The sequence below is a fragment of the Mesorhizobium sp. P2_C7 genome, assembly GCF_056404515.1.
On record NZ_JBFUDW010000001.1, the window covers coordinates 285,814 to 306,515 of the forward strand.

Below are 20,702 nucleotides of genomic sequence, written 5' to 3' on the forward strand. Positions count from 1 at the left end.
AGGGTGTTAACCTGTTGTAAACAAAGGAATTGAGGCCGCCAAAGCGACGACGTGCCCGCAACAGCGGCAAACCGCCTGCTTAAAAATTAGGCAATTTTCTCAAAATGCCTACTCTGCAGGCGATCGCTTGAGACGGATCAGCCCTTCCTGGGCAACCGAGGCGATCAGCGTGCCATCGCGGGCAAACAGCGAGCCCCGCGTAAAGCCGCGCGACCCCTGAGTTGAAGGGCTGTCTTGCGTGTAGAGCATCCAGTCGTCGAGCGGATGGCTGCGATGAAACCACATGGCGTGATCGAGGCTTGCCGCCTGGATGTCGCGATCGAAAATGGCGCGGCCATGCGCGAAGGTTGACGTGTCGAGCAGCGTCATGTCGGAAAGATAGGCCAGCACCGCCGCCTGGATAGCGCGATCCGCCGGCACCGGACCGGTCGTGCGGATCCAGATGTTCTGCTTCGGCTCCAGCTTTTCGCGACTGGTGTAGTGCTTCAGCATGACCGGCTTCATCTCGATCGGCCGGTCGCGCTCCCAGTAGCGCTTGATGCCTTCGGGCACCGCCTCGCCGAACTTGCCGAGCAATTCGCGCTGCGACAGCAATGTGTCTGGCGCCGGGACGTCCTGCGGCATCGGCACCTGGTGTTCGAGGCCGACCTCGTCCTGCTGGAACGAGGCTTCCAGCGAAAAGATCGCCTGGCCATGCTGGATCGCCACCACGCGGCGCGTGGTGAAGGAGCCGCCGTCGCGGATCCGGTCGACCTCGTAGACGATCGGCACCTTGGTGTCGCCGGGCCGCATGAAATAGCCGTGAAGCGAATGCACGTGGCGATCTGGGTCGACTGTCCGCTGGGCCGCCACCAGTGCCTGGGCGATGGTCTGCCCGCCGAACACGCGCTGCCAGTCCAGCAAGGGGCTGCGACCACGATACAGATTGTGTTCCAGCTTCTCGAGGTCGAGAATGCCGAGAAGCTCGTCCATGGCAGCCGTCATATTTTCGCACCCTTGCCGCAGAAGTGTTATGGCGGTTTCCGACAGGACGGACAGGCAGTCAAGGGCGCAAGCCCGGTCGGCGTGGAAGGAGCGAAGAAGATGGAACGCAAGACCGACGCAAAAAACAGATCCGGGCTCGATGTTCTGGTCGCCGGTGCCGGCTATGTCGGCTTGGCCAGCGCCGTCTCGCTGAAGCAGGCGCGTCCGGGCCTTGCCGTCGCTCTGGTCGATGCCGCGCCCGCCGGCGCCTGGCAAAGGGATGGCCGCGCATCGGCCATCGCCGCCGCCGCCTGCCGCATGCTCGACCAGCTCGGCGTGTGGGCCGAGATCGCGCCGCAGGCCCAGGCGATCACCGAGATGATCATCACCGATTCGCGCACCTCCGACCCGGTGCGCCCGGTTTTCCTGACCTTCGACGGCGAGGTCGCACCGGGCGAACCCTTTGCCCATATGGTCGCCAACCGGGCGCTGAACGGCGCCTTACGGGCCAGCGCCGAGAAACTCGGCATCGACATCATCGAAGGCGTCGCCGTGCAGGGTTTTGAGACCAACGGCGCCGGCATCACCGTGCATCTTGCCGACGGTGCGACGCTGAAGACCCGGCTGCTGGTTGCCGCCGACGGCGTCAACTCGAAGCTGCGCGACATGGCCGGCATCAAGACGGTGAAGTGGGAATATGGCCAGTCCGGCATCGTCTGTACGGTGGCGCATGAACGCCCGCACAATGGCCGCGCGGAAGAACATTTCCTGCCGGCCGGCCCGTTTGCCACGCTGCCGCTCAAGCCCGGCGAGGACGGCACCAACCGTTCGTCGATCGTCTGGGTCGAGCGCACGCCCGATGCCGAGAAGCTGGTTGCCGGTGACGATCTCGTCTTCGAGCACGAACTCGAACAGCGTTTCAGCCTGAAGCTTGGCGAGATCCGGGTCGCGGACAAGCCGCGCGCCTGGCCGCTCGGCCTGACCATCGCGCGCGCCTTCGTCGCGCCGCGCATAGCGCTGGCCGGCGACGCCGCCCACGGCATCCACCCGATCGCCGGCCAGGGCCTCAATCTCGGCTTCAAGGATGTCGCCGCTCTGGCCGAAGTGATCGTCGAGGCCGACCGCCTCGGCCAGGACATCGGCGCGCTCGACGTGCTCGAACGCTACCAGCAGTGGCGGCGCTTCGACACCGTACAGATGGGCATCACCACGGACGTGCTGAACCGGCTGTTTTCCAACGACATCGGCCCGCTGCGCGCCGTCCGTGACATCGGGCTCGGCCTGGTCGAGCGCATGCCGCGACTGAAGGAGTTTTTTATCCGCCAGGCATCGGGATTGTCCGCCGGGACGCCGCGCCTGCTGAAGGGCGAGGCGATCTGACACCGACATGCCAGGGTGTGTTGAGATTCAGGTCAGGTGGCCTCAGCCGAACATCAGTTGACTTCGAAGCCCAGCTTCTGCCGCAGCCGCAATATGCGCTGGTCGGCGATCTCAAGGCGTTTCTCGCCACCTTGCGCGGCGCGGTTGACCATCTGCAGCAGATCGTTTCGCTCGGCCACATCGAGCCGTTCGCGCAAGAACGGCGCCAGCTTGTCGATGACGATCGTCGTGTCGTCGATCTGTGACGCGGCCCATTTGGCGTAGATCACCGCCTCGTCGGTCTTCTTCTTGTCGGCGATCTCGGAAATCACCGCGCGAATGACCGCCTCGCGCTGCGGTAGCACAGGCCCATCTTCGGAAACGATGGCGGTGATCAACGTCGCGGCCGCCACCACCGGATCGTCGATCGCCGTCAGCGGCGACAGGGCCGCCTGCTTGCGCAGCTTCTTGCGGCGCACGGAGCCCTGGACCCGACCGATGACATCGGCAACGTCACGCGCCGCCTCGTTCATCGCCTTCATCCGGTACCACCAGAACGCCGCCGCGCCCAACACGCCAAGGATCGCAATCAGGAAAGGCATGAAGAATCCCCCAAAATCCAGGTGACGATAGGAGAACTCTTGCCTTGCATCAACGCGCAAAAGTTGCGATCGACCGAGACGTTCGCTTGACCGAACGCCCTGGTTTCGAAATGGCCGCAACGCATGGCACGGATCTATGATCCGGGTATGTCGTAGATGGCGCGGACCTCGATGGTGCCGAGTTCGGCCAGCGGAATACCGGCGGCAATGTCCAGTGCCTCTTCGAGATCCCTTGCCTCGACCATGACGAAGCCGAGCAACTGCTCCTTGGTCTCGGTGAAGGGCCCGTCGGTGACTAGCCGCTTGCCCTGGCGCCGGCGCACGGTTTTGGCTGACGTCACCGATTGCAGCGCCTCGGCCACGATCAGCAGGCCTTTGTCCTCGAGCGATCGGTCATAGGCCAGCGAATCGGCGTTRAGCTTGTCCGACCCCGCCGGGGTCAGCGCGTGAAGATCCTTTTCCTCACCATAGACCAGGCAAACATATTTCATTTCGAGCTCCCTTGCTGTGTCGAGGCGACGAGCGTGTCGGCCCGGCCCTTGCCCGCCGCAGCGTGGTCGAGAATGCACACCGCAACCCCGATGATGGCAACCGCCGCCAGAAACCGGCCGAACGCCGGCGCGGGCTGGTGCATCCAGTCGGCTTCCTGTCCACCGCCTCCGCGGCCGGCCTTTTTCTTCCAATGCGCACAAAACAGCATATCCATGTGATCCTCCATCCGGCTATCAACTTGCGTGGCCGCCCGCAGGACGGGCGAGGCGGATCAAAGTCGACATTTCTGCACGCGCATTTTTTCAAAAAGAATCGAAGCGACCGCCGTCGACACCCGTGCAGTGGTCCAAAGAGCGCAGTGGCCTTCGCGTCTGCGCGCGCTATAGTTGACCGGACGCCGGCCCCAATCCCGATCACAAGCCCGGCAACCAGCCACGACAACCCACCACGACAACCAAGGAGGAATTCATGGACCGCACCGCAAACGCCGTCTGGAAAGGCAATCTGAAAGAGGGCAACGGCACGCTCGATACGCAGAGCGGGGCCCTGAAGGGCACGCCCTATTCGTTCAAGGCGCGCTTCGAGGACGAGAGCGGCAAATCCGGCACCAATCCGGAAGAGCTGATCGCCGCGGCGCATGCCGGCTGCTACGCTATGCAATTCTCGCACTTCCTGGCTGAAAACGGCACGCCCGCCACCGAGCTCGACGCCAAGGCCGTGGTGACGCTGGTTCCCGGCACCGGCATCACCGGCAGCGCCCTCACTGTGGTCGGCAAGGTGCCGGGCATCGAGGCGGCGAAATTCAAGGAATTGGCCGAGAAGGCCAAGGCCGAATGCCCGGTCTCCAAGGCACTCGGCGCCATAAAAGTGTCGCTCGACGCCAGGCTTGGGTAAACAATATCGCAGAGCCTGCTGACGTTTGCGCCGCCCCTCACCTGCCTGCTGGCATCCTCTCCCCGTATAGGGACGGGGAGAGGGGCGCTCACATCGACGGTTTCGCCAATCACCAGCGCTGCAAAAAGAACGCCGGCGTCGCGGCCGTCCTCTTTCTCCCCGTCCCTATACGGGGAGAAATGCCCGGCAGGGCAATGAGGGGCGGCGCCCAACGTCGACAATGATCATCTGAAACGGACTCTCGGGTCAGCGGCCGCCGGTCAGCGCCTCGATGAGGGTGCGCAGCCTCGCAACTTCTTCCTCGAGGGTACTGATGCGCTCTTCGAGGCCGGGGACCGATGAGGCGACCGGCGGGGCCTGATGCATGGCGACGGGCGTGATCTGCACCGCGCCACTCAGCAGATGCATAAAACGCTCCTCGCGCTGGCCGGGGCCGCGCTCGATCAGCACCACCAGCGGCGGCCGGCGGCCGATCAGCAGGTCGAGGTCGGTGCGCAGCGCCTCGATCGACGAAAACCGCGCCATGCGCTCGGCTCGCGCCAGCAATTCGTGCGCCGTCTGCGCGCCGCGCAACAGCATCAGGCCGATCAGCGCGATCTGCGCCGAGGTGAGCGAAAAGCGCTGCGCCACCTGGTGCTCGTAGCGCTCGACGCGCGAGGCGAAGACCTGCCGGACCAGGCCCTTCTGCTCCAACTGGCTCAGCGCCCGCCTGACCTCGACAAGTTCGACCGCCATCACCGGCTCGCGCGCCGTCTTCTGGTTGGCCGCGGCATGCGCGCCGTTGAGCGTCAGCGGATAGACATCCGGCGTCAGCTCCTTCTTCTCGATCAGGCAGCCGAGCACGCGCGCCTCGACAGGGGAGAGAATGGGAAGGTCGGTATCTGTCATGGCGTCGCTATCCTTCTGAGGCCGGCRGGACAGCACCCCCCTCTGTCCTGCCGGACATCTCCCCCGCAAGGGGGGAGATCGGCAGCTTTAGCGCGGTCAGACCATTCTCGCAAAGTTGGAAATTAGCGAAAGCCGGGATGACGGCCAATCTCCCCCCTTGCGGGGGAGATGTCCGGCAGGACAGAGGGGGGTGGGAAGGATCGCAACGGCTGAGGTGATTTCCCCACTAAAACTACACCCTTCTCTCCACCATCATCTTCTTGATCTCGGCGATCGCCTTGGCCGGGTTGAGGCCCTTGGGACAGGTCTGCGCGCAGTTCATGATGGTGTGGCAGCGATAGAGCCGGAACGGGTCTTCGAGGTTGTCGAGCCGCTCGCCCTTGGCCTCGTCGCGGGAATCGATCAGCCAGCGATAGGCCTGCAGCAGCGTTGCCGGGCCGAGATAGCGGTCGCCGTTCCACCAGTAGCTCGGGCACGAGGTCGAGCAGCAGGCGCACAGGATGCACTCGTAGAGGCCATCCAGCTTCTCGCGCTCCTCATGGCTCTGCAGCCATTCCTTGGCCGGCTCCGGCGACACCGTCTTCAGCCACGGCTGGATCGAGGCGTGCTGGGCATAGAAATTGGTGAGGTCGGGCACCAGGTCCTTGACCACCTGCATATGCGGCAGCGGGTAGACCTTGACGGCGCCGGAAATATCGTCGCAGCCCTTCGTGCAGGCGAGCGTGTTGGAGCCGTCGATGTTCATGGCGCAGGAGCCGCAGATGCCCTCGCGGCAGGAGCGGCGCAAGGTCAGCGTCGGGTCGATCTTGTTCTTGATCCATAGCAGCGCGTCGAGCACCATCGGCCCGCAATCGTCCATGTCGACGAAATAGCTGTCGATGCGCGGGTTCTCGTCATCGTCCGGCGACCAGCGGTAGATGCGGTATTCCCTGAGATTGGTCGCGCCTTCCGGCTTCGGCCAGGTCTTGCCCTGCTGGACCTTCGAGTTCTTGGGGAGCGTAAGTTCGACCATTGGCGTGCCTCTGAACGTGACCTTTTAATCGGCTTCTGGGTGCCAAATCAAGGCGCTATCTGGCATCGAACACTTGCCGCCGGTGTGCACCCTGGCATTAATGCGGCTCAGCCTCGGACGCCGCGGCCGTCCGTGCCGGTTTCAGCTGCCAGAATGATCTGACGAGCACATCCTCGGCATGGATCGCGTCATCGAACTGGCCCTGTCCAAGTGCCTGGACCAGCGTCGGTCGATCCCCAAGCAGCGAAACGCCAAGGGCAGCCTGGTCATTTGGGAGCGGCACGCCTAGCGCCTCCAGAATGGAGGGAAATACGTCAATCGTGCCCGAAAGCCTGGTATACGCCTTGGAGGGAATGCCATCGCCCGACAGGGAGAAAAAATTGCGCCGTTCAAACGTGTTCAGCCGATCCGTCACCGTGCTCGGCGCGCTGAGGTGGTCACTTTGCAACGCCAGAACGGTGTTCCTCATCAGACCTTCGGCCTCGGCTTTGTGGATGAAGTCTGCGACCAGCATGTTGGTGCATTTCACGGCATGGAGAATATTGGGGGCTTGTGGGGAAAGTCCTGTCTTGCCGATACATTTGTCAGTCAGGTAGCCATCCGGCGCATGCCCACCACTGACGGCGATCGTCAGCGAGACCGGTTTGCCGTCTCGGTTCGCGCGCCGCAAAACGTCGAAGCTCATGTCCAGAACCTGGGCGTCATCGGCGCCAAAAGAGCTGCCACGCCCACCGACGGCGGCCACCACTTCGGATCCCCCAAACAGCGATGAATAGCCATGGGTGGAATAGAATTCTCCCTGACCGGTGAAGCCGAGCGGCCAACCGGAAATGAAGTTCTGCTGATAGCCTCGCGCCTTCAGAACATCGCCCAGGCAGGTCAGGCCTGGCAGGAATTGCGAATTCTCCTCCATGTACTGGCGCGTTGTGAAATACGTTATTAGCAGCGGCGTTCCACAGTTGGCGGCGACCATCCCGGAGATGGAGTTGTTGGTGTAGGCAAGTTGCACCATGTTGGTCGCCGAAACGCCACGCCTGTCGAATTCGCGCAGCGGGCCCATGACGTCGCCGAACTCCGCCTCGTTCATGTAGGTGCGCTCGGCACTCTCGATGAAAATATGAATGAGGTTCCTTGGCGCGACGGTCTCCGACGCTGTTCCGGCCGGTTTTGTCAAAGAGGTGATATCGACGAACCGCTTGGACAGGAAATCATGCAGCGGGTTGAGATGGATCGCAGCCGCGATCGGGCGCGTCAGCATCGGGTTTGCCGCCAGGAAGAACGCCATCAAGGCAACGTCCAATCTTCGTGTCAGCGTGCCGCGCGCCTTCAGTGCGCCAAGGCCGAAAAGAACGACCAAAATGACCAGTATCGTGCTTCCCGTATTCACCAGACATTCGAGAACGACACCGGGCGTGAGAACTCCGGCGTCGACATGCATGAACATCGCGCCCCAATCGAAATAGCCGAAAACACTTTCGACGTAGACATAGAAAAGGAAGAGAAAACAAGGAATAAGCGACAAGTAGGCGCTGAACCACCTGCTTGTTGGCTGATCCGTCCTGACCCCTTGGAGGCGATCCAGCAAGAGAAGCGAGCACAGAGCGCCCAGGCCAAGGACCGCCAGCAGCCTTTTCTCCTGAAGATAAACCAGCGACACGAGCCAGGTGAGCGACCCCACTGTCGCGACGCTGACCAATGATCCAATTGGCCAGCAACGAATAGCATGAAATCCGCGCATACTTCGCACTCGATCGACGATTTCGGAAGTGGATATCGAGAATCACTTAAAGCTATACTAAGGCAATGCTGATGAGCGCAAATATCAAACGGCCAATTACTTTCGAGATCGCTAATATACGTCGCTCAAAAGTGACCTCGGTTTTGGGCGAACGGCGTGCATGAGCGGTTCGACGTTTCCGTGAAACGGTGAACCGCTCTAAGCGCATTGTTGTGTGATAGATGGACGGCCTCGTATTTCAGGCGAGCGCCGAAATTCTCGATCAGACGGGCCAGCCGGTCGATCTGTGCAAAGTCGACAGCGCCAGCCATATCGCAGAGGTCATCGAAAAGCGCGATAGAGACCGTGCGCCATCCGGCTTCGGTCAGGTTTTGCCTTGCTGGATCTTCGAATTCTTGGGGAGCGTCAGTTCAACCGTTACCTGCGGTCTTTTCGGATGACGAGCTTCAGCCCGGACCAGATTTCATTGACGGCGGCGACTTTCACATCGACCAGGTCGCGCTTCAGCGCCTCGGCGCGAACGACGCTCTCGGTGACGTCGGTCGGCACCTTCGATGCCTTCTTCGGCCAGGACACCCAGACCATGCCGTCGCGCTTGATCGCCGCTTCGACATCGCCGAGGCGATCCTCGATCTCGGCGCGCTGCCGGGTGAAGGCATGGACGGCATCGTATTTTTGGGTCGTTCCCGAAATGTCAGACCAATCGGCCAGCCGGTCGACATTGGCAAAGGCAACAGCATCGGCCAGCTCATCGAGTTCCGATGGCAGCGCGATGAAGGCGGCGGTCATCCCGTCCTTCAGGCCGAGCTTGGCCGGAAGGGGCGTAGCGGAATATCCCGAGGCCGCCAGCGCCATGGTCAATACACCCTGGCCTTCGGCGCGATCTTGGCGAGGCTGATGCCGCCGTCCTTTTCCGCCAGCAGCGGCTCGGTATGCACCGGCCGGTAGGACAGCGTCACCTTGCCGCCTTCGCTGAGCCGGGCCAGCGTATGCTTGCGCCAGGCCGTGTCGTCGCGTGCCGAAAAGTCTTCCCGCGCATGCGCCCCGCGGCTCTCCTTGCGCGCCTCGGCGCTGTAGACCGTGGTGATGGCGTTGGCCATCAGGTTTTCCAGTTCCAGCGTTTCGACCAGGTCGGAGTTCCAGATCATCGAGCGGTCGAACACTTTGATGTCCTTGAGCTCGGTCCAGATTTCCGAAATACGCTTGCAGCCATTCTCCAGCGATTCCTGCGTGCGGAACACCGCCGCGTCTTCCTGCATTGCCCGCTGCATTTTTTCGCGCAAGCTTGCCGTCGGCGTCGAGCCGTTGGCGTGGCGCAGGCGGTCGAAGCGGCCCATGATCTTTTCGACAGAGGCTTCGTTGGGCGCCGGGATCGCCGACTTGCGGTCGATGACCTGGCCGGCCCGGATCGCGGCCGCGCGGCCGAACACCACCAGGTCGATCAGCGAGTTCGAACCCAGCCGGTTGGCGCCATGCACCGAGGCGCAGCCCGCCTCGCCGACCGCCATCAGCCCGGGCGACACCTTGTCCGGGCTCCTCGGCGTCGGGTTGAGCACCTCGCCCCAGTAATTGGTCGGCACGCCGCCCATATTGTAGTGCACCGTCGGCAGGACCGGGATCGGCTCCTTGGTCAGGTCGACGCCGGCAAAGATCTTTGCCGATTCCGAAATGCCCGGCAGCCGCTCGTGCAGCACGGCCGGATCGAGATGGTCGAGGTGCAGGAAGATGTGGTCCTTCTTCGGGCCGACGCCGCGTCCTTCGCGGATCTCCAGCGTCATGCAGCGCGAGACGACGTCGCGCGAGGCAAGGTCCTTGGCCGACGGCGCGTAACGCTCCATGAAGCGCTCGCCCTCGGAGTTGACGAGATAGCCGCCCTCGCCGCGCGCGCCTTCGGTGATCAGGCAGCCGGCGCCATAGATGCCGGTCGGGTGGAACTGCACGAACTCCATGTCCTGCAGCGGAAAGCCGGCGCGTGCGGCCATGCCGCCGCCGTCGCCGGTGCAGGTATGCGCCGAAGTCGCCGAGAAATAGGAGCGGCCATAGCCGCCGGTCGCCAGCACCACCATCTTGGCCGAGAAGCGGTGGATGGTGCCGTCGTCGAGGTTCCATGCGACGACGCCGGTGCAGGTGCCGTCCGGCTCCATGATCAGGTCGAGCGCGAAATACTCGATGAAGAACTGCGCGTTGTTCTTCAGCGACTGGCCGTAGAGCGTGTGCAGGATGGCGTGGCCGGTGCGGTCTGCGGCCGCGCAGGTACGCTGCACCGGCGGGCCTTCGCCGTAATTCATCATGTGGCCACCGAACGGCCGCTGGTAGATCTTGCCTTCTTCGGTGCGCGAGAACGGCACGCCGTAATGTTCGAGCTCGTAGACCGCCGCCGGCGCTTCGCGCACCAGATATTCCATGGCGTCGACATCGCCCAGCCAGTCCGAACCCTTGACGGTGTCGTACATATGCCACTGCCAGGAATCGGGCCCCATGTTGGACAGCGAAGCGGCGATGCCGCCTTGCGCCGCCACCGTGTGCGAGCGGGTCGGGAAAACCTTGGTGATGCAGGCGGTGCGCAGGCCCTGTTCGGCCATGCCGAGCGTGGCGCGCAGGCCGGCGCCACCGGCGCCGACGACCACCACGTCGAATTTGTGATCGACATAGGTGTAAGCGGAACCGGTGTTGGCTCCTTTTGCGTCCTTGGCCAACTCAGCCTCCGAATGCCAGCTTGAGCAGGGCGAAGATCGAGGCGACGCCGACCGCTATGGTGAAAAACGTATTGAGCGCGATAAGCGCCAGCTTCATGCCTTCGCCATGCACGTAGTCCTCGATGATCACCTGCATGCCGAGCCGCATGTGGATGAGGCCGGAGATGAGCACCAGGGCCAGCACCAGCGCCACGAACGGATTGGCGAGCGATGCCCGCACCTCAACGTAGCCGCCGCCGTTGAGCGCGGTCAGGAAACCGACGAAGAACAGCGTCAGCGGGATGTTGGCGATGGCAGTGAGGCGCTGGCGCCAGAAATGCCCGGTGCCCTCGCGGGCGGAACCCAGGCCGCGGACTTTCGCCAGCGGCGTGCGCATGTCGGTCTTGCCAGTGCTCATGATCAGGCTCCCCGCGCCATATAGCCGGCGATCCAGATCAGCAGCGTGAGCAGGACCGAGCCGGCCAGCGTCGCCCAGGCGATCTTCGAGGCCGTGTGCTTCTCGAGGCCGGCGCCGGTGTCCCAGACCAGATGGCGCACACCACCCAGCATGTGGTGCATCAGCGCCCAGGTGTAGCCGAACAGGATCAGCCGGCCGAGCCAGGTGCCGAAGGCCCAATTGACCCAGTCGAATGTCGGCTGCGAGCTTGCCGCCGCCATCAGCCATATGGCGACCAGCAGCGTGCCGAAATAGAGCGCGCCGCCGGTGATGCGATGGATGATCGACATCGTCATGGTGATCGGCGGCCGGTACACGGTCAGGTGCGGCGAAAGCGGTCTTGCGCGGGTGGCTGGTGATTTGCTCATGGCTCCCCCAGTTCGGCGTCCCTGGAGCCTCAGGTGGAAATGCGGCATTGCCGCTTCCGGATGCGACTTCGGACAGCCGGTTTCTAATGCTCTTTTTGCACCGCGTCAAAGCCAGAAAACCGTTTCGAAAACGTAATTTAGTCTGACTAAAAGGCAGGCGCAGGCTTCAATCGATTAGCGGTGATTGGGCCGAAGCCGGCTCGCTATCGCTGCAGTGCAACATACAGGTCCGACATGGCCCCCAAGTCAGCGCTTACAGGTCACCGGCGTCGACCCAGCCTTCATGACCAGCGCTTCGCGGCCATCGATCACAATCGCGTCATGCGCCTGCTGGTAACGGCTGTTCTGGTTGGCCGGCGAGGCCTGCAGATCTTCGCTGGTACCGTCGGACCCGAGAACATACACCGAGGTGCCGAGATTCTCGATGGTCATCCTGCCGCCATCGGCGCAACTGTAGGTCGCGGTGCGCGGCTGCGGCGAGGTCATGTCGGTGCCGGCACCGCCCGCCGAGGCGGCAGGCGCCAGCGAGAACGACGTAGCGGCCCTGTTGCCGGCTCTCGGAGGATCATTCTGCGGCACGCAGGCCATGGCGACCAGAAGCGGCGACAGGACAAGCGTCACCCGAAACGTCCGGCCTGGCGCCATATGCTGTCCCTCCCGCGCGGCAAACTGGCCACGATGCGTTGCCAAGATCAAGGTACTATGCCGAACTGGACGCCGGCCGCGATGGTGCGGCCAAGCATGGCCGAAAGATGGCCACCGGATTTTCCACCCAGTCGGATATTAACCATGTTTACCGAGACATCGCTGCAAAACGCGCCGGCCTCTTAACAAAGGTTAAGAAAAGGTTAATTTCTGATTCGAGGAGGCTTTCCTCTAAACAAGGAGGACGCCATGCGTTCGAACTCGGAAAGAATGCGCCTTGCGGCGCTCATCGTGGCGGCTTCCGTCGTTGGCCTGGCGGCGCCAGCGCTCGCCGGCGCACGCCACCACGACCGCGTCTACGCCGATTCGCTCGGCAATCTCGTCATCGACAGCGCCGCCGGCTACAAGCGCATCCTGGTCGGCGAAGGCAAATTGGCCAAGCAGCTGTCCGACTACACCAGCGCCGGCCAGCCCAAGGTGATCTACGAGAATGAATCGGACGAAATCACCGGCTCCGGCGATTGTTACCGGCCGCCGGTGTTCGTGAAGGGGCGCAGCTATATGTACGGGCTTGCTGATGGCGAGATGCCCGAGCTCAGCCCCTGCCAGTGATCCGGATCTAACCAGCGCCGGCTGTAATCTCTCTTCCGCCGGCCGGCCCGGCGGAGACACGCACACAATCGCGCCCGGCATTCTTCGCCTGGTAAAGTGCCTGGTCGGCGCGCCGCATCAGACCGGCAAAATCCTCGCTCGGATGAAGCTCGGCGACGCCGAAGCTTGCCGTGCAGCGATTGTCCACCGGCAGTCCATCGATGGGCAGCGCGCTGAACGCGCTGCGCGCGCCCTCGGCGAACAGCCGGGCGGCGGCAAGGTTGGTTCCCGGCAGGATGATGGCGAACTCCTCGCCGCCGATGCGGCCGGCGACATGGTGGCCGGCGGCGGCCTCGCGCAGGAAACCGGCAAAGGTCTCGATCACCCGGTCGCCGGACGCATGGCCGAAGCTGTCGTTGACGGTCTTGAAATGATCGAGGTCGGCGATGACCAGCGCGACCGGCACGCTTTGACGCACGGCGCCCAGCACTGCCTGCTCAGCGTGGCGGGCGAAGCCGCCGCGGTTGAGCAGGCGAGAAAGCGTGTCCGTCTCCGACCTCGACGTCACCTCGGCGAGCACGTCGCGAACCAGGATGGCCAGAATCAGCAGCGCCAGCGCCGAGCCAAAGACGGTGCCGAGCGACTGAGACACCAGCGCGTAGTTGCTTTGCAGATAGGCCTGCGGGTTGGCGCCCCAGCCGCCGAGCACATGCGCGATGAGCGGCTTTGAGGCAAACTGTAACCCGCTGGCCGCCAGCACCGCCATCAGGATGTGGTCGAGACGGGCGTGCCTTTGCCGCGACGACCACACGATCACGAGACCGATGAACTGCATGACCGCATAGGGAAGCTGGTAGGCCATCATGCGGGCCAGCGACTGGCGCGGCAGGTCCTGCACGAAGTACACCGCGACAGAGGTGGCGACGAGGAAGAACAGCATCTGCTTCCACGGCGGAGCCACGCCGTATTTGTGCGCCAGGCCGCCATTGAAGGCGATGGTGGCGCCCAGGAACACCGCGAAGGCGGCAACGACCACCGGCCGCGCGTTGTCGAAGGCGGGGATGCTGAATTCGATGGCGAAATACGCCATGCCTAGCAGATAGCCGAACGCCAGCCAGCGCGGCGCGGCGCGGCCGGCCTCATGCAACGCGACCGCGATGAAGGACGCCGCCAACAGGCCGGCAACCGACACATTGATCAACAGGATGAAATTGGCGCCGCTCATAGTCTTCCCGAACCCGCGCCGACAGCTAAGCATCGAGCGGCGAAGAAGACGTTAACGCTGGCCCAGCCGGCGGGATCAGCCCACCTTGAGTGGCTCCGGCACGAACACCGTTTCCGGGCGCTCGTAGGACAGGCGCACGCTGTCGCGGCCATTCTTCTTGGCCTTGTAGAGGGCATCGTCGGCACGGCGCATCAGCGGCTCGAGCGCCTCGTCGCCGCTGCGGGCCGCCACGCCGAAACTCGCTGTCACCTTGGTGCCGGCAGGAAGCCCGTCGACCTGGCCGGCCGAATAGACCGTGCGCACGGCTTCGGCGAACAGCCGCGCGGCAGCGAGATCGCTCAACGGCAGCAGCACGGCAAACTCTTCGCCGCCGATACGCCCGGCAACGCCGCGCGTCCCGGCGGCCAACCGAAGCTTGGCAGCGAAGTCGGCGATCACGCGATCGCCCGCCGCATGCCCGTGTACATCGTTGAGCGCCTTGAAATGATCGAGGTCGGCCAGCACCAGCGCGACCGGGAAGCGGGCCGTGGCGCAGTGCCGCAACAGCTGCATGCCTCGTTCCTCGAAGCCGCGGCGATTGAGAAGACCCGAAAGTGGGTCGGTATAGGTCTCGGTCTTCAGCGCCTTCATCACGTCAAGTGCCGCGGCGGAGAACAGGCAGAGCGCAATCAGCAGCGACAGCAGTGCATGCGACAGCAGCGCGGTCGTCCAGTAGGACGAGGCATAGAAGCCGTCGTAGCTGGTGAAGGGTCCGTGCGCGATGACGACGACAAGGGTGCGCACGAAGAAGTTCAGGCCCGACAGGAGCGACAGCACGAACAGGATGTTTTCGGTCGGGCCATTGCGGCGCACCGGGCGCAGTTCGGCGGCGACCAGAAGACTGATCCCGCCGAAAGCGAAATTCATCGCCAGGATGCGCCAGGTGAGATCCGGCGCGACGAACAGGAGCCAGCAAAACGACGCCAGGCCACCGCCGGCCAGGACGCCGATCCCGACATAGGGCACCTTGCGGCCATAGCGGTGGATGATGGCGCTGGACAGGCAGCAACCGGCAACGGTGAAGCAGATATTCGACGTCAGCTTGGTCAGCTGCATGCCGAAGGGCAAGGTGAAATACTGCAGCAGGAAGCCGGCCGCCGAGAGACCGTAGCTGATCGCCAGAACGGCGAGATATGGGCGGTGGCGTTGATAGGACCATAGCACGAGGAAGGCCGCGCCGAGTGCCAGCGCGATCGTCGGATTGAGCAGCGCTATGAACAGACCGGTGTCCAAAGGACTGTGACTTCCCCTCGCTTACGTCAGGGAAGACCTTAGGGTGCAAGCCCAAACAAGCAGTTAAGCGAAAGCTGAATATGCAACGGAGCGGATGAAAAAGACCCCGGAGCCGCAAGGCGGTCCGGGGTCTGGCATGCATTGGAAGCCGAAGGCTCCAGCGTTATTTCCACTCGCGGATATCGACGAAGTGGCCGGCGATCGCCGCCGCCGCCGCCATCGCCGGCGACACCAGGTGGGTGCGGCCCTTGAAGCCCTGCCGGCCTTCGAAATTGCGGTTCGAGGTCGAGGCGCAGCGTTCATGCGGCTTCAGCCGGTCGTCGTTCATGGCAAGGCACATCGAGCAGCCCGGCTCGCGCCAGTCGAAGCCGGCGGCGACGAAGATCTTGTCGAGGCCTTCGGCTTCCGCTTGTTCCTTGACCAGGCCGGAGCCGGGCACGATCATCGCATCGACATGCGGGCTGACGGTCTTGCCTTCGACCACCTTGGCGACGGCGCGCAGATCCTCGATGCGGCCATTGGTGCACGAACCGATGAAGACGCGATCGAGCGTGATGTCGGTGATCCTGGTGCCCGGCGTCAGCCCCATATAGTCGAGCGCGCGCTGCTTGGAGGTGCGCTTGTTTTCATCCGAGATATCGTCCGGGTTCGGCACGATGCCTTGCACCGACACGACATCCTCGGGCGAGGAGCCCCAGGAAACGATCGGCGGCAACTTGGCCGCGTCGAGCACGATCACCTTGTCGAAATGCGCGCCTTCGTCGGACTGCAGCGTCTTCCAGTATTCCATTGCCGCATCCCACGCCGCGCCCTTCGGTGCGCGCGGCTTGTCCTTGACATAGGCGAAGGTCGTCTCGTCTGCCGCGATCAGGCCGGCGCGCGCGCCGCCCTCGATCGACATGTTGCAGATCGTCATGCGGCCTTCCATCGACAGCGCACGGATCGCCTCGCCGGCATATTCGATGACATAGCCGGTGCCGCCGGCGGTGCCGATCTCGCCGATGATGGCGAGGATGATGTCCTTGGCGGTGACGCCATCCGGCAACTGGCCGTCGACACGCACCAGCATGTTCTTGGCCTTGCGCTGGATCAGCGTCTGCGTCGCCAGCACATGCTCGACCTCGGACGTACCGATGCCATGCGCCAGCGCGCCGAAGGCACCGTGGGTCGAGGTGTGGCTGTCACCGCAGACGATGGTCATGCCGGGCAGCGTAAAGCCCTGCTCCGGGCCGATGATGTGGACGATGCCCTGGCGGATATCGTTTTCCGAATAATACTCGACGCCGAAATCCTTGGCATTCTTGGCCAGCGCCTCGACCTGGATGCGGCTTTCCTCGTTCTTGATGCCGAACTTGCGCTCGGGCGAGGTCGAGACATTGTGATCGACCACGGCCAGCGTCTTTTCCGGATGCCGGACCTTGCGGCCGCTCAGGCGCAAGCCTTCGAAGGCCTGCGGGCTGGTCACTTCATGGACGAGGTGGCGGTCGATGTAGAGCAGGCAGGTGCCGTCGTCCTGGCGGTCGACGACGTGGTCGTCGAAAATCTTGTCGTAGAGGGTGCGCGGTGCGCTCATGTGCGTAAATCCGTCGATATGAGAATGGGAAGGAGCAGATGCCGGATCACCGGTCCGGCGAAACGACCTGAACAGGTCGGCCTAGGGTAGTCGGCTGGTCAGCGCGCCGGAGACGCGCGCGGAGAAACGCGACGGCAGGCGTTTTCTGTCCTGCAGCACGAACCCCTTATAGGCCGGATCGCCAAAAAGCTCTTCCATGGCGTGGCTCATACCAATGTTTTGGCTTTTCGGCAATTGGAAGCTGCCGTCGCAGGACGTAGGTTCCTCGCCGCTCACATCACCTCAAAAACGAAGGTCTTCACCAGCGCGTCGGGCTCGGCGATCGCGTAGCAGCGGAACCATGGGCTTTGCTCGACCGGCCGCCATGTCTTCGCCTGCTCCAGTTCGTCGAACACGGCCTGGAAGCCGCCGCTGTCGAACACTTGGTCGCGCACGGTGAAGACGGCGTGGCCGCCCTTCCGGGTGATGCGCACCAGCTCATGCAGGCTCAAGGCCGGCGCATGGCTGATGGTGAAAACACCGGTTGAGAAGAAGGCGCGGAAATGGCCATCCGGCCACGGCAGCGGCCCGCCCAGCATCGCATGTTTCAGCTCGCTGTAGGCATTGCGGCTGCCGGCGATTTTCAGCATGTCCTCGGAGAGGTCGAGCCCGGCAATGTCGCGGTAGCCCAGCGCCTGCAGCGACGGGCCCGACAGGCCGGTGCCGCAGCCGGCATCGAGCAGCGGCCCTTCGCCCGCCGGCACGTGGCGGGCCACCCAGGCGGTGATCAGGAAAGGCAGGAGATAACCGAGCGAAGCGGTCTCGCTGTCATAGGTCGCAGCCCATGCGGCATAGGCCTCGGCCAGCGCTTCCGGCGTGTCGGCCGTATACACGGAATCAAGCGCCGCATTGGCTTTGTCGACGATCATGTGATCTCCTCATTCGAGATATGGAGACAAGGATCGTAGCGCTGTCCCGGTCCAAAAACTATTCCTCGTGCTGGCGACGCAACCGCCGTTCCAGCGCCCGCAAGGCCAGCGACAGGCCAACGGTCAGGATGAGATAGATGTAGGCGACGATCGAATAGGTCTCGAAGAAGCGGAACGACCCGGCGGCATAGACCTTGCCCATCTGCGTGATGTCGGCGACGCCGAGCACCGAGACCAGCGAGGAATCCTTGACCAGCGCGACGAAATCATTGCCGAGCGGCGGCAGGATGGTGCGGATCGCCTGCGGAAACACGATCAGCCGGAAGCGTTGAGCGCGTGTCAGGCCGAGCGCCTTCGCCGCCTCGATCTGGCCCTTCTCGACGGCCTGGATGCCGGCGCGAAAGACCTCCGAGATGAACGCCGAATAGCCGATGGTCAGCGCCATGATGGCGCGCCACAAGAGCGACACGTCGCGCACCAGCAATTCGCCCACAAGGCCAGCATTCTGCAGCGGTGCGGTCAGGGCATTCCAACCCGCGACGAAGGCCGGCGCGCCGACGAAGGCGATCCAGAACAACAGCACCAGGATAGGCACGCCGCGGATGATCTCGACATAGAAGCGGGCGATCTGGCGCATCAAGCGCGAGCCCGACAGCCCCATCAGCGCGATGCCGAGGCCAATGCCAGACGCCAAAACGAAGGCAATCACGGTGACGAAAACGGTGATGCCTATGCCCTTGGCGACGGTGGCGAAGACCTGGGCGTAGAGGTTGCTGGTGGCGACGAAGACCGCCACCGCAATCGCGATGGCCACGGCCACGACCAGCCACCAGGGGAAGTCGGATTTCGAGGTGGAAGCGGCCTGCATCAGAAGGATTGCACCAAGGCACCCCCCTCTGGCCTGCCGGCCATCTCCCCCGCAAGGGGGGAGATTGGCAACTCCGGAGGCAGTGCTTCAACATTGGCGATTGGCGAAAGCGGGGGCGACATCTGATCTCCCCCCTTGCGGGGGAGATGTCCGGCAGGACAGAGGGGGGTAGGAAGAAACGATGTTCGTGCAAGTTTCAGCGCGCTAGAACCACCCCACACCCGCGCCAAGACGAACTACTGCCCCATCTTGTAATCAAGGAACCATTTCTTGTTGAGCGTGTCGAACGTGCCGTCGGCCTTGAGCGCCGCGATTGCCGCGTTGACCGGCTTCACCAGATCGGAGCCCTTCGGAAAGATAAACCCGAAATCCTCGGTGCCCAGCGGCCCGCCGATCAGCTTCAGCTTGCCGTCGGAGGCATCGACATAGCCCTTGCCCGCGGTACCGTCGGTCAGGACGACATCGACGTCGCCGGACTTCAACGCCTGCACCGTCGCGCCGAAAGTCTCGAACAGTTTGATGCGCGGGTTCTGCTCATTGCCGTCGAGCACGCTGTAGACGGCGGTGTAGAAGGGCGTCGTGCCGGCCTGGGCGCCGATCAGCCCGTCCTTGAAAGCGCCGAAGGTCTTGGCGTCCGTGAAGCGGCTTTCGTCGCCGCGCACCAGCATGAACTGTTCCGACCGCATATAGGGGTCGGAGAAGTCTACCTTCTGCTTGCGGTCGTCCTTGATGGTGATGCCGGTCATGCCGATATTGTACTGGTTGTCGGAAACCGCCTGGATCATCGCGTCCCAGGAGGTGTTCTGGTACTCGACGGTGAAGTTCAGCCGCTTGGCGATCTCGTTCATCGCATCATATTCCCAGCCGATCTGTTTTCCCGTCTTGGCATCGATGAACTGCAGCGGCGGATAGGCGTTTTCGGTCACCACCACCACCTTCTTGCCGCCGAGATCGGGCAGCGCCTGCGCCAAGGCGGCAACGGGCGTAAGCATGAGGGCAAGCAGGCCGGCCAGCAGCAGTTTCGATTTGGTCATGACACACTCCCCGGAAGTGAAAGCGCCCGGACATCGGCCGGGCTTGCAGGAAAATCCGGCGCCGACTTTAGCTTTCCGCAAGCGTCATGCAAGACGGTCCACTGCGTCGGCCCACGTGAAAACGGATTCCATTGCCTTCTATCCGGGGATTCCTGGACGATCGCCGTGGTGTCCCGTCAATCGGCGCTCGCTTCCCGCAAACCGTCGATCAGCCGGGTCAGGGAGCGATGCAGGGATTTCAGCTCGTCGCTATCGAGCGGCGAATGGCACCGCATCGCGGCCGACACCGCCTTGGCGCCCTCGCGCAGTGCTTTGCCCTGAGGCGTCGGTTCGACCAGCACCCGGCGTTCGTCGGCGGCATCGCGCCGGCGCGTGACCAGGCCGTTCGCTTCCAATCGCTTGAGCAGTGGCGTCAGCGTTGCCGAATCGAGCCCCAGCGTGTCGCCGAGTTCGCCGACGGTGCGCGGTGCATGCTCCCACAGCGCCAGCATGGTCAGATATTGCGGGTAGGTCAGGCCGAGCGGCTCGAGCAGCGGCCGGTAGAGCCGTGTCATCAGCCCGCTCGCCGAATAGAGCGCGAAGCACAGATGCTGGTCGAGCTTCGGTATCCCGGCGAAATCCGCCGGGACGTCCAGGGGCGAAGGGATCGTTCTGGTGGTCATGCTGCCTTTGCCGGAAGCGCCGTTGCCGAAAGGGCCACCTCGATGTTGCCCTTGATGGCGTTGGAATAGGGGCAAACCTCATGCGCTGCCGATACAAGCGCTTCCGCCGCCGCCTGATCAAGACCTTTCGTCTCGGCCGCCAGCGAAACGCCGAGCAGGAAACCGCCCTGGCCATTCGGATGCAGGCTGACATTGGCCGTCACCGAGGCATCCTGCAACGGCAGCTTCTGCTTGCCGGCGATGAAGCGCATGGCGCTTTCGAAGCAGGCGGCATAGCCGGCGGCGAAAAGCTGCTCGGGATTTGTGGCGCCGCCCTTGCCGCCAAGTTCCTTCGGCATGGCAAGGTCGAGGCTGAGCAGGCCATCGCTGCTCTGGACGTGGCCGGCGCGGCCGCCGACGGCGCGGGCCTGGGTGGAATACAATGCGGTCATCTCGTGTCTCCATTTATCTTGTGCACGATTGTTTAGTGAACGATC

The 20,702-nt window shown here is 63.4% G+C and carries 25 protein-coding genes; 4 read left to right on the plus strand and 21 right to left on the minus strand.

What is annotated here, in order from left to right:
- Window positions 1–108 precede the first annotated feature (108 nt).
- The gene (tesB, locus tag AC1D2G_RS01390; RefSeq protein ID WP_477227558.1) at window positions 109–984 is read right to left on the minus strand and encodes an acyl-CoA thioesterase II; all 876 of its coding nucleotides are present in this window, start codon (window positions 982–984) and stop codon (window positions 109–111) included.
- A 99-nt stretch (window positions 985–1,083) separates the two neighbouring features.
- Between tesB and AC1D2G_RS01395 the strand changes: the two genes are divergently transcribed.
- Entirely contained in the window at window positions 1,084–2,343 is a 1,260-nt protein-coding gene (locus AC1D2G_RS01395) for a ubiquinone biosynthesis hydroxylase (protein WP_477411625.1), read from the plus strand.
- Window positions 2,344–2,396: 53 nt separating this feature from the next.
- On the opposite strand, the gene AC1D2G_RS01400 is transcribed toward AC1D2G_RS01395, so the two are convergent.
- From AC1D2G_RS01400 to AC1D2G_RS01410, 3 genes are all read right to left on the minus strand, one after another.
- A complete protein-coding gene (locus AC1D2G_RS01400) occupies window positions 2,397–2,924 on the minus strand; it encodes a hypothetical protein (protein WP_095084049.1) in 528 nt (175 codons plus the stop codon).
- Window positions 2,925–3,058: 134 nt separating this feature from the next.
- Window positions 3,059–3,415 carry a YciI family protein gene (locus tag AC1D2G_RS01405; protein ID WP_457152440.1) on the minus strand — a complete coding sequence of 119 codons (357 nt, stop codon included), beginning with the start codon at window positions 3,413–3,415 and terminating at the stop codon, window positions 3,059–3,061.
- Window positions 3,412–3,630, minus strand: coding sequence for a hypothetical protein (locus AC1D2G_RS01410; RefSeq protein WP_095084396.1), 219 nt, complete (start codon window positions 3,628–3,630; stop codon window positions 3,412–3,414). Before AC1D2G_RS01410 ends, AC1D2G_RS01405 begins: the two co-directional genes overlap by 4 nt.
- Before the next feature lie 254 nt (window positions 3,631–3,884).
- On the opposite strand from AC1D2G_RS01410, the gene AC1D2G_RS01415 reads away from it, so the two are divergent.
- Entirely contained in the window at window positions 3,885–4,310 is a 426-nt protein-coding gene (locus AC1D2G_RS01415) for an OsmC family protein (protein ID WP_457152441.1), read from the plus strand.
- A 246-nt stretch (window positions 4,311–4,556) separates the two neighbouring features.
- On the opposite strand, the gene AC1D2G_RS01420 is transcribed toward AC1D2G_RS01415, so the two are convergent.
- From AC1D2G_RS01420 to AC1D2G_RS01430, 3 genes are all read right to left on the minus strand, one after another.
- Window positions 4,557–5,198 carry a YceH family protein gene (locus AC1D2G_RS01420; protein WP_457152442.1) on the minus strand — a complete coding sequence of 214 codons (642 nt, stop codon included), beginning with the start codon at window positions 5,196–5,198 and terminating at the stop codon, window positions 4,557–4,559.
- A 232-nt stretch (window positions 5,199–5,430) separates the two neighbouring features.
- Window positions 5,431–6,210 (minus strand): succinate dehydrogenase iron-sulfur subunit, encoded by a 780-nt coding sequence (locus tag AC1D2G_RS01425; protein ID WP_379023766.1) that lies wholly within the window; start codon window positions 6,208–6,210, stop codon window positions 5,431–5,433.
- A 97-nt stretch (window positions 6,211–6,307) separates the two neighbouring features.
- Window positions 6,308–7,732 (minus strand): sulfatase-like hydrolase/transferase, encoded by a 1,425-nt coding sequence (locus AC1D2G_RS01430; protein WP_477411626.1) that lies wholly within the window; start codon window positions 7,730–7,732, stop codon window positions 6,308–6,310.
- Window positions 7,733–8,169: 437 nt separating this feature from the next.
- Here AC1D2G_RS01430 and AC1D2G_RS01435 point away from each other — a divergent pair, with 437 nt between their 5' ends.
- The gene (locus AC1D2G_RS01435) at window positions 8,170–8,388 is read left to right on the plus strand and encodes a hypothetical protein (RefSeq protein ID WP_184872579.1); all 219 of its coding nucleotides are present in this window, start codon (window positions 8,170–8,172) and stop codon (window positions 8,386–8,388) included.
- On the opposite strand, the gene AC1D2G_RS01440 is transcribed toward AC1D2G_RS01435, so the two are convergent.
- From AC1D2G_RS01440 to AC1D2G_RS01460, 5 genes are all read right to left on the minus strand, one after another.
- Window positions 8,366–8,803 (minus strand): DUF3052 family protein, encoded by a 438-nt coding sequence (locus tag AC1D2G_RS01440; RefSeq protein WP_457150754.1) that lies wholly within the window; start codon window positions 8,801–8,803, stop codon window positions 8,366–8,368. The genes AC1D2G_RS01435 and AC1D2G_RS01440 overlap by 23 nt on opposite strands.
- Before the next feature lie 2 nt (window positions 8,804–8,805).
- The gene (sdhA, locus tag AC1D2G_RS01445) at window positions 8,806–10,644 is read right to left on the minus strand and encodes a succinate dehydrogenase flavoprotein subunit (protein ID WP_457150753.1); all 1,839 of its coding nucleotides are present in this window, start codon (window positions 10,642–10,644) and stop codon (window positions 8,806–8,808) included.
- Window position 10,645: 1 nt separating this feature from the next.
- Window positions 10,646–11,041 (minus strand): succinate dehydrogenase, hydrophobic membrane anchor protein, encoded by a 396-nt coding sequence (gene sdhD / locus AC1D2G_RS01450; RefSeq protein WP_457150752.1) that lies wholly within the window; start codon window positions 11,039–11,041, stop codon window positions 10,646–10,648.
- A 2-nt stretch (window positions 11,042–11,043) separates the two neighbouring features.
- Entirely contained in the window at window positions 11,044–11,448 is a 405-nt protein-coding gene (gene sdhC / locus AC1D2G_RS01455) for a succinate dehydrogenase, cytochrome b556 subunit (RefSeq protein ID WP_457150751.1), read from the minus strand.
- Window positions 11,449–11,694: 246 nt separating this feature from the next.
- Window positions 11,695–12,093, minus strand: a complete 399-nt coding sequence (locus AC1D2G_RS01460; protein ID WP_477411627.1) for a hypothetical protein — start codon at window positions 12,091–12,093, stop codon at window positions 11,695–11,697.
- Between the two features lie 249 nt (window positions 12,094–12,342).
- Between AC1D2G_RS01460 and AC1D2G_RS01465 the strand changes: the two genes are divergently transcribed.
- Window positions 12,343–12,705, plus strand: a complete 363-nt coding sequence (locus AC1D2G_RS01465) for a hypothetical protein (RefSeq protein ID WP_457150749.1) — start codon at window positions 12,343–12,345, stop codon at window positions 12,703–12,705.
- Window positions 12,706–12,712: 7 nt separating this feature from the next.
- Here the strand turns inward: AC1D2G_RS01465 and AC1D2G_RS01470 are convergent, their stop codons facing one another.
- The 9 genes from AC1D2G_RS01470 to AC1D2G_RS01510 all read right to left on the minus strand — a co-directional run bounded on the left by AC1D2G_RS01470 (window position 12,713) and on the right by AC1D2G_RS01510 (window position 20,657).
- The gene (locus tag AC1D2G_RS01470) at window positions 12,713–13,909 is read right to left on the minus strand and encodes a GGDEF domain-containing protein (protein WP_477411628.1); all 1,197 of its coding nucleotides are present in this window, start codon (window positions 13,907–13,909) and stop codon (window positions 12,713–12,715) included.
- Between the two features lie 75 nt (window positions 13,910–13,984).
- A complete protein-coding gene (locus AC1D2G_RS01475; RefSeq protein WP_477411629.1) occupies window positions 13,985–15,181 on the minus strand; it encodes a GGDEF domain-containing protein in 1,197 nt (398 codons plus the stop codon).
- A 163-nt stretch (window positions 15,182–15,344) separates the two neighbouring features.
- Entirely contained in the window at window positions 15,345–16,754 is a 1,410-nt protein-coding gene (gene leuC, locus AC1D2G_RS01480; protein ID WP_457150746.1) for a 3-isopropylmalate dehydratase large subunit, read from the minus strand.
- A gap of 81 nt (window positions 16,755–16,835) precedes the next feature.
- Window positions 16,836–17,030: a hypothetical protein gene (locus tag AC1D2G_RS01485; RefSeq protein ID WP_167391997.1), complete on the minus strand. Its 195-nt coding sequence runs from the start codon at window positions 17,028–17,030 to the stop codon at window positions 16,836–16,838.
- The gene (locus tag AC1D2G_RS01490) at window positions 17,027–17,662 is read right to left on the minus strand and encodes a class I SAM-dependent DNA methyltransferase (RefSeq protein WP_477411630.1); all 636 of its coding nucleotides are present in this window, start codon (window positions 17,660–17,662) and stop codon (window positions 17,027–17,029) included. Before AC1D2G_RS01490 ends, AC1D2G_RS01485 begins: the two co-directional genes overlap by 4 nt.
- A gap of 58 nt (window positions 17,663–17,720) precedes the next feature.
- Complete coding sequence (locus AC1D2G_RS01495) at window positions 17,721–18,530, minus strand: amino acid ABC transporter permease (protein ID WP_477411631.1); 810 nt, start codon at window positions 18,528–18,530, stop codon at window positions 17,721–17,723.
- A 236-nt stretch (window positions 18,531–18,766) separates the two neighbouring features.
- Window positions 18,767–19,564, minus strand: coding sequence for a transporter substrate-binding domain-containing protein (locus AC1D2G_RS01500; RefSeq protein WP_095084031.1), 798 nt, complete (start codon window positions 19,562–19,564; stop codon window positions 18,767–18,769).
- Between the two features lie 176 nt (window positions 19,565–19,740).
- On the minus strand, window positions 19,741–20,226 hold the full coding sequence (locus tag AC1D2G_RS01505) for a MarR family winged helix-turn-helix transcriptional regulator (RefSeq protein WP_477411632.1): 486 nt from the start codon (window positions 20,224–20,226) through the stop codon (window positions 19,741–19,743).
- Complete coding sequence (locus AC1D2G_RS01510) at window positions 20,223–20,657, minus strand: organic hydroperoxide resistance protein (protein ID WP_477224709.1); 435 nt, start codon at window positions 20,655–20,657, stop codon at window positions 20,223–20,225. Before AC1D2G_RS01510 ends, AC1D2G_RS01505 begins: the two co-directional genes overlap by 4 nt.
- Between the last annotated feature and the right edge of the window lie 45 nt (window positions 20,658–20,702).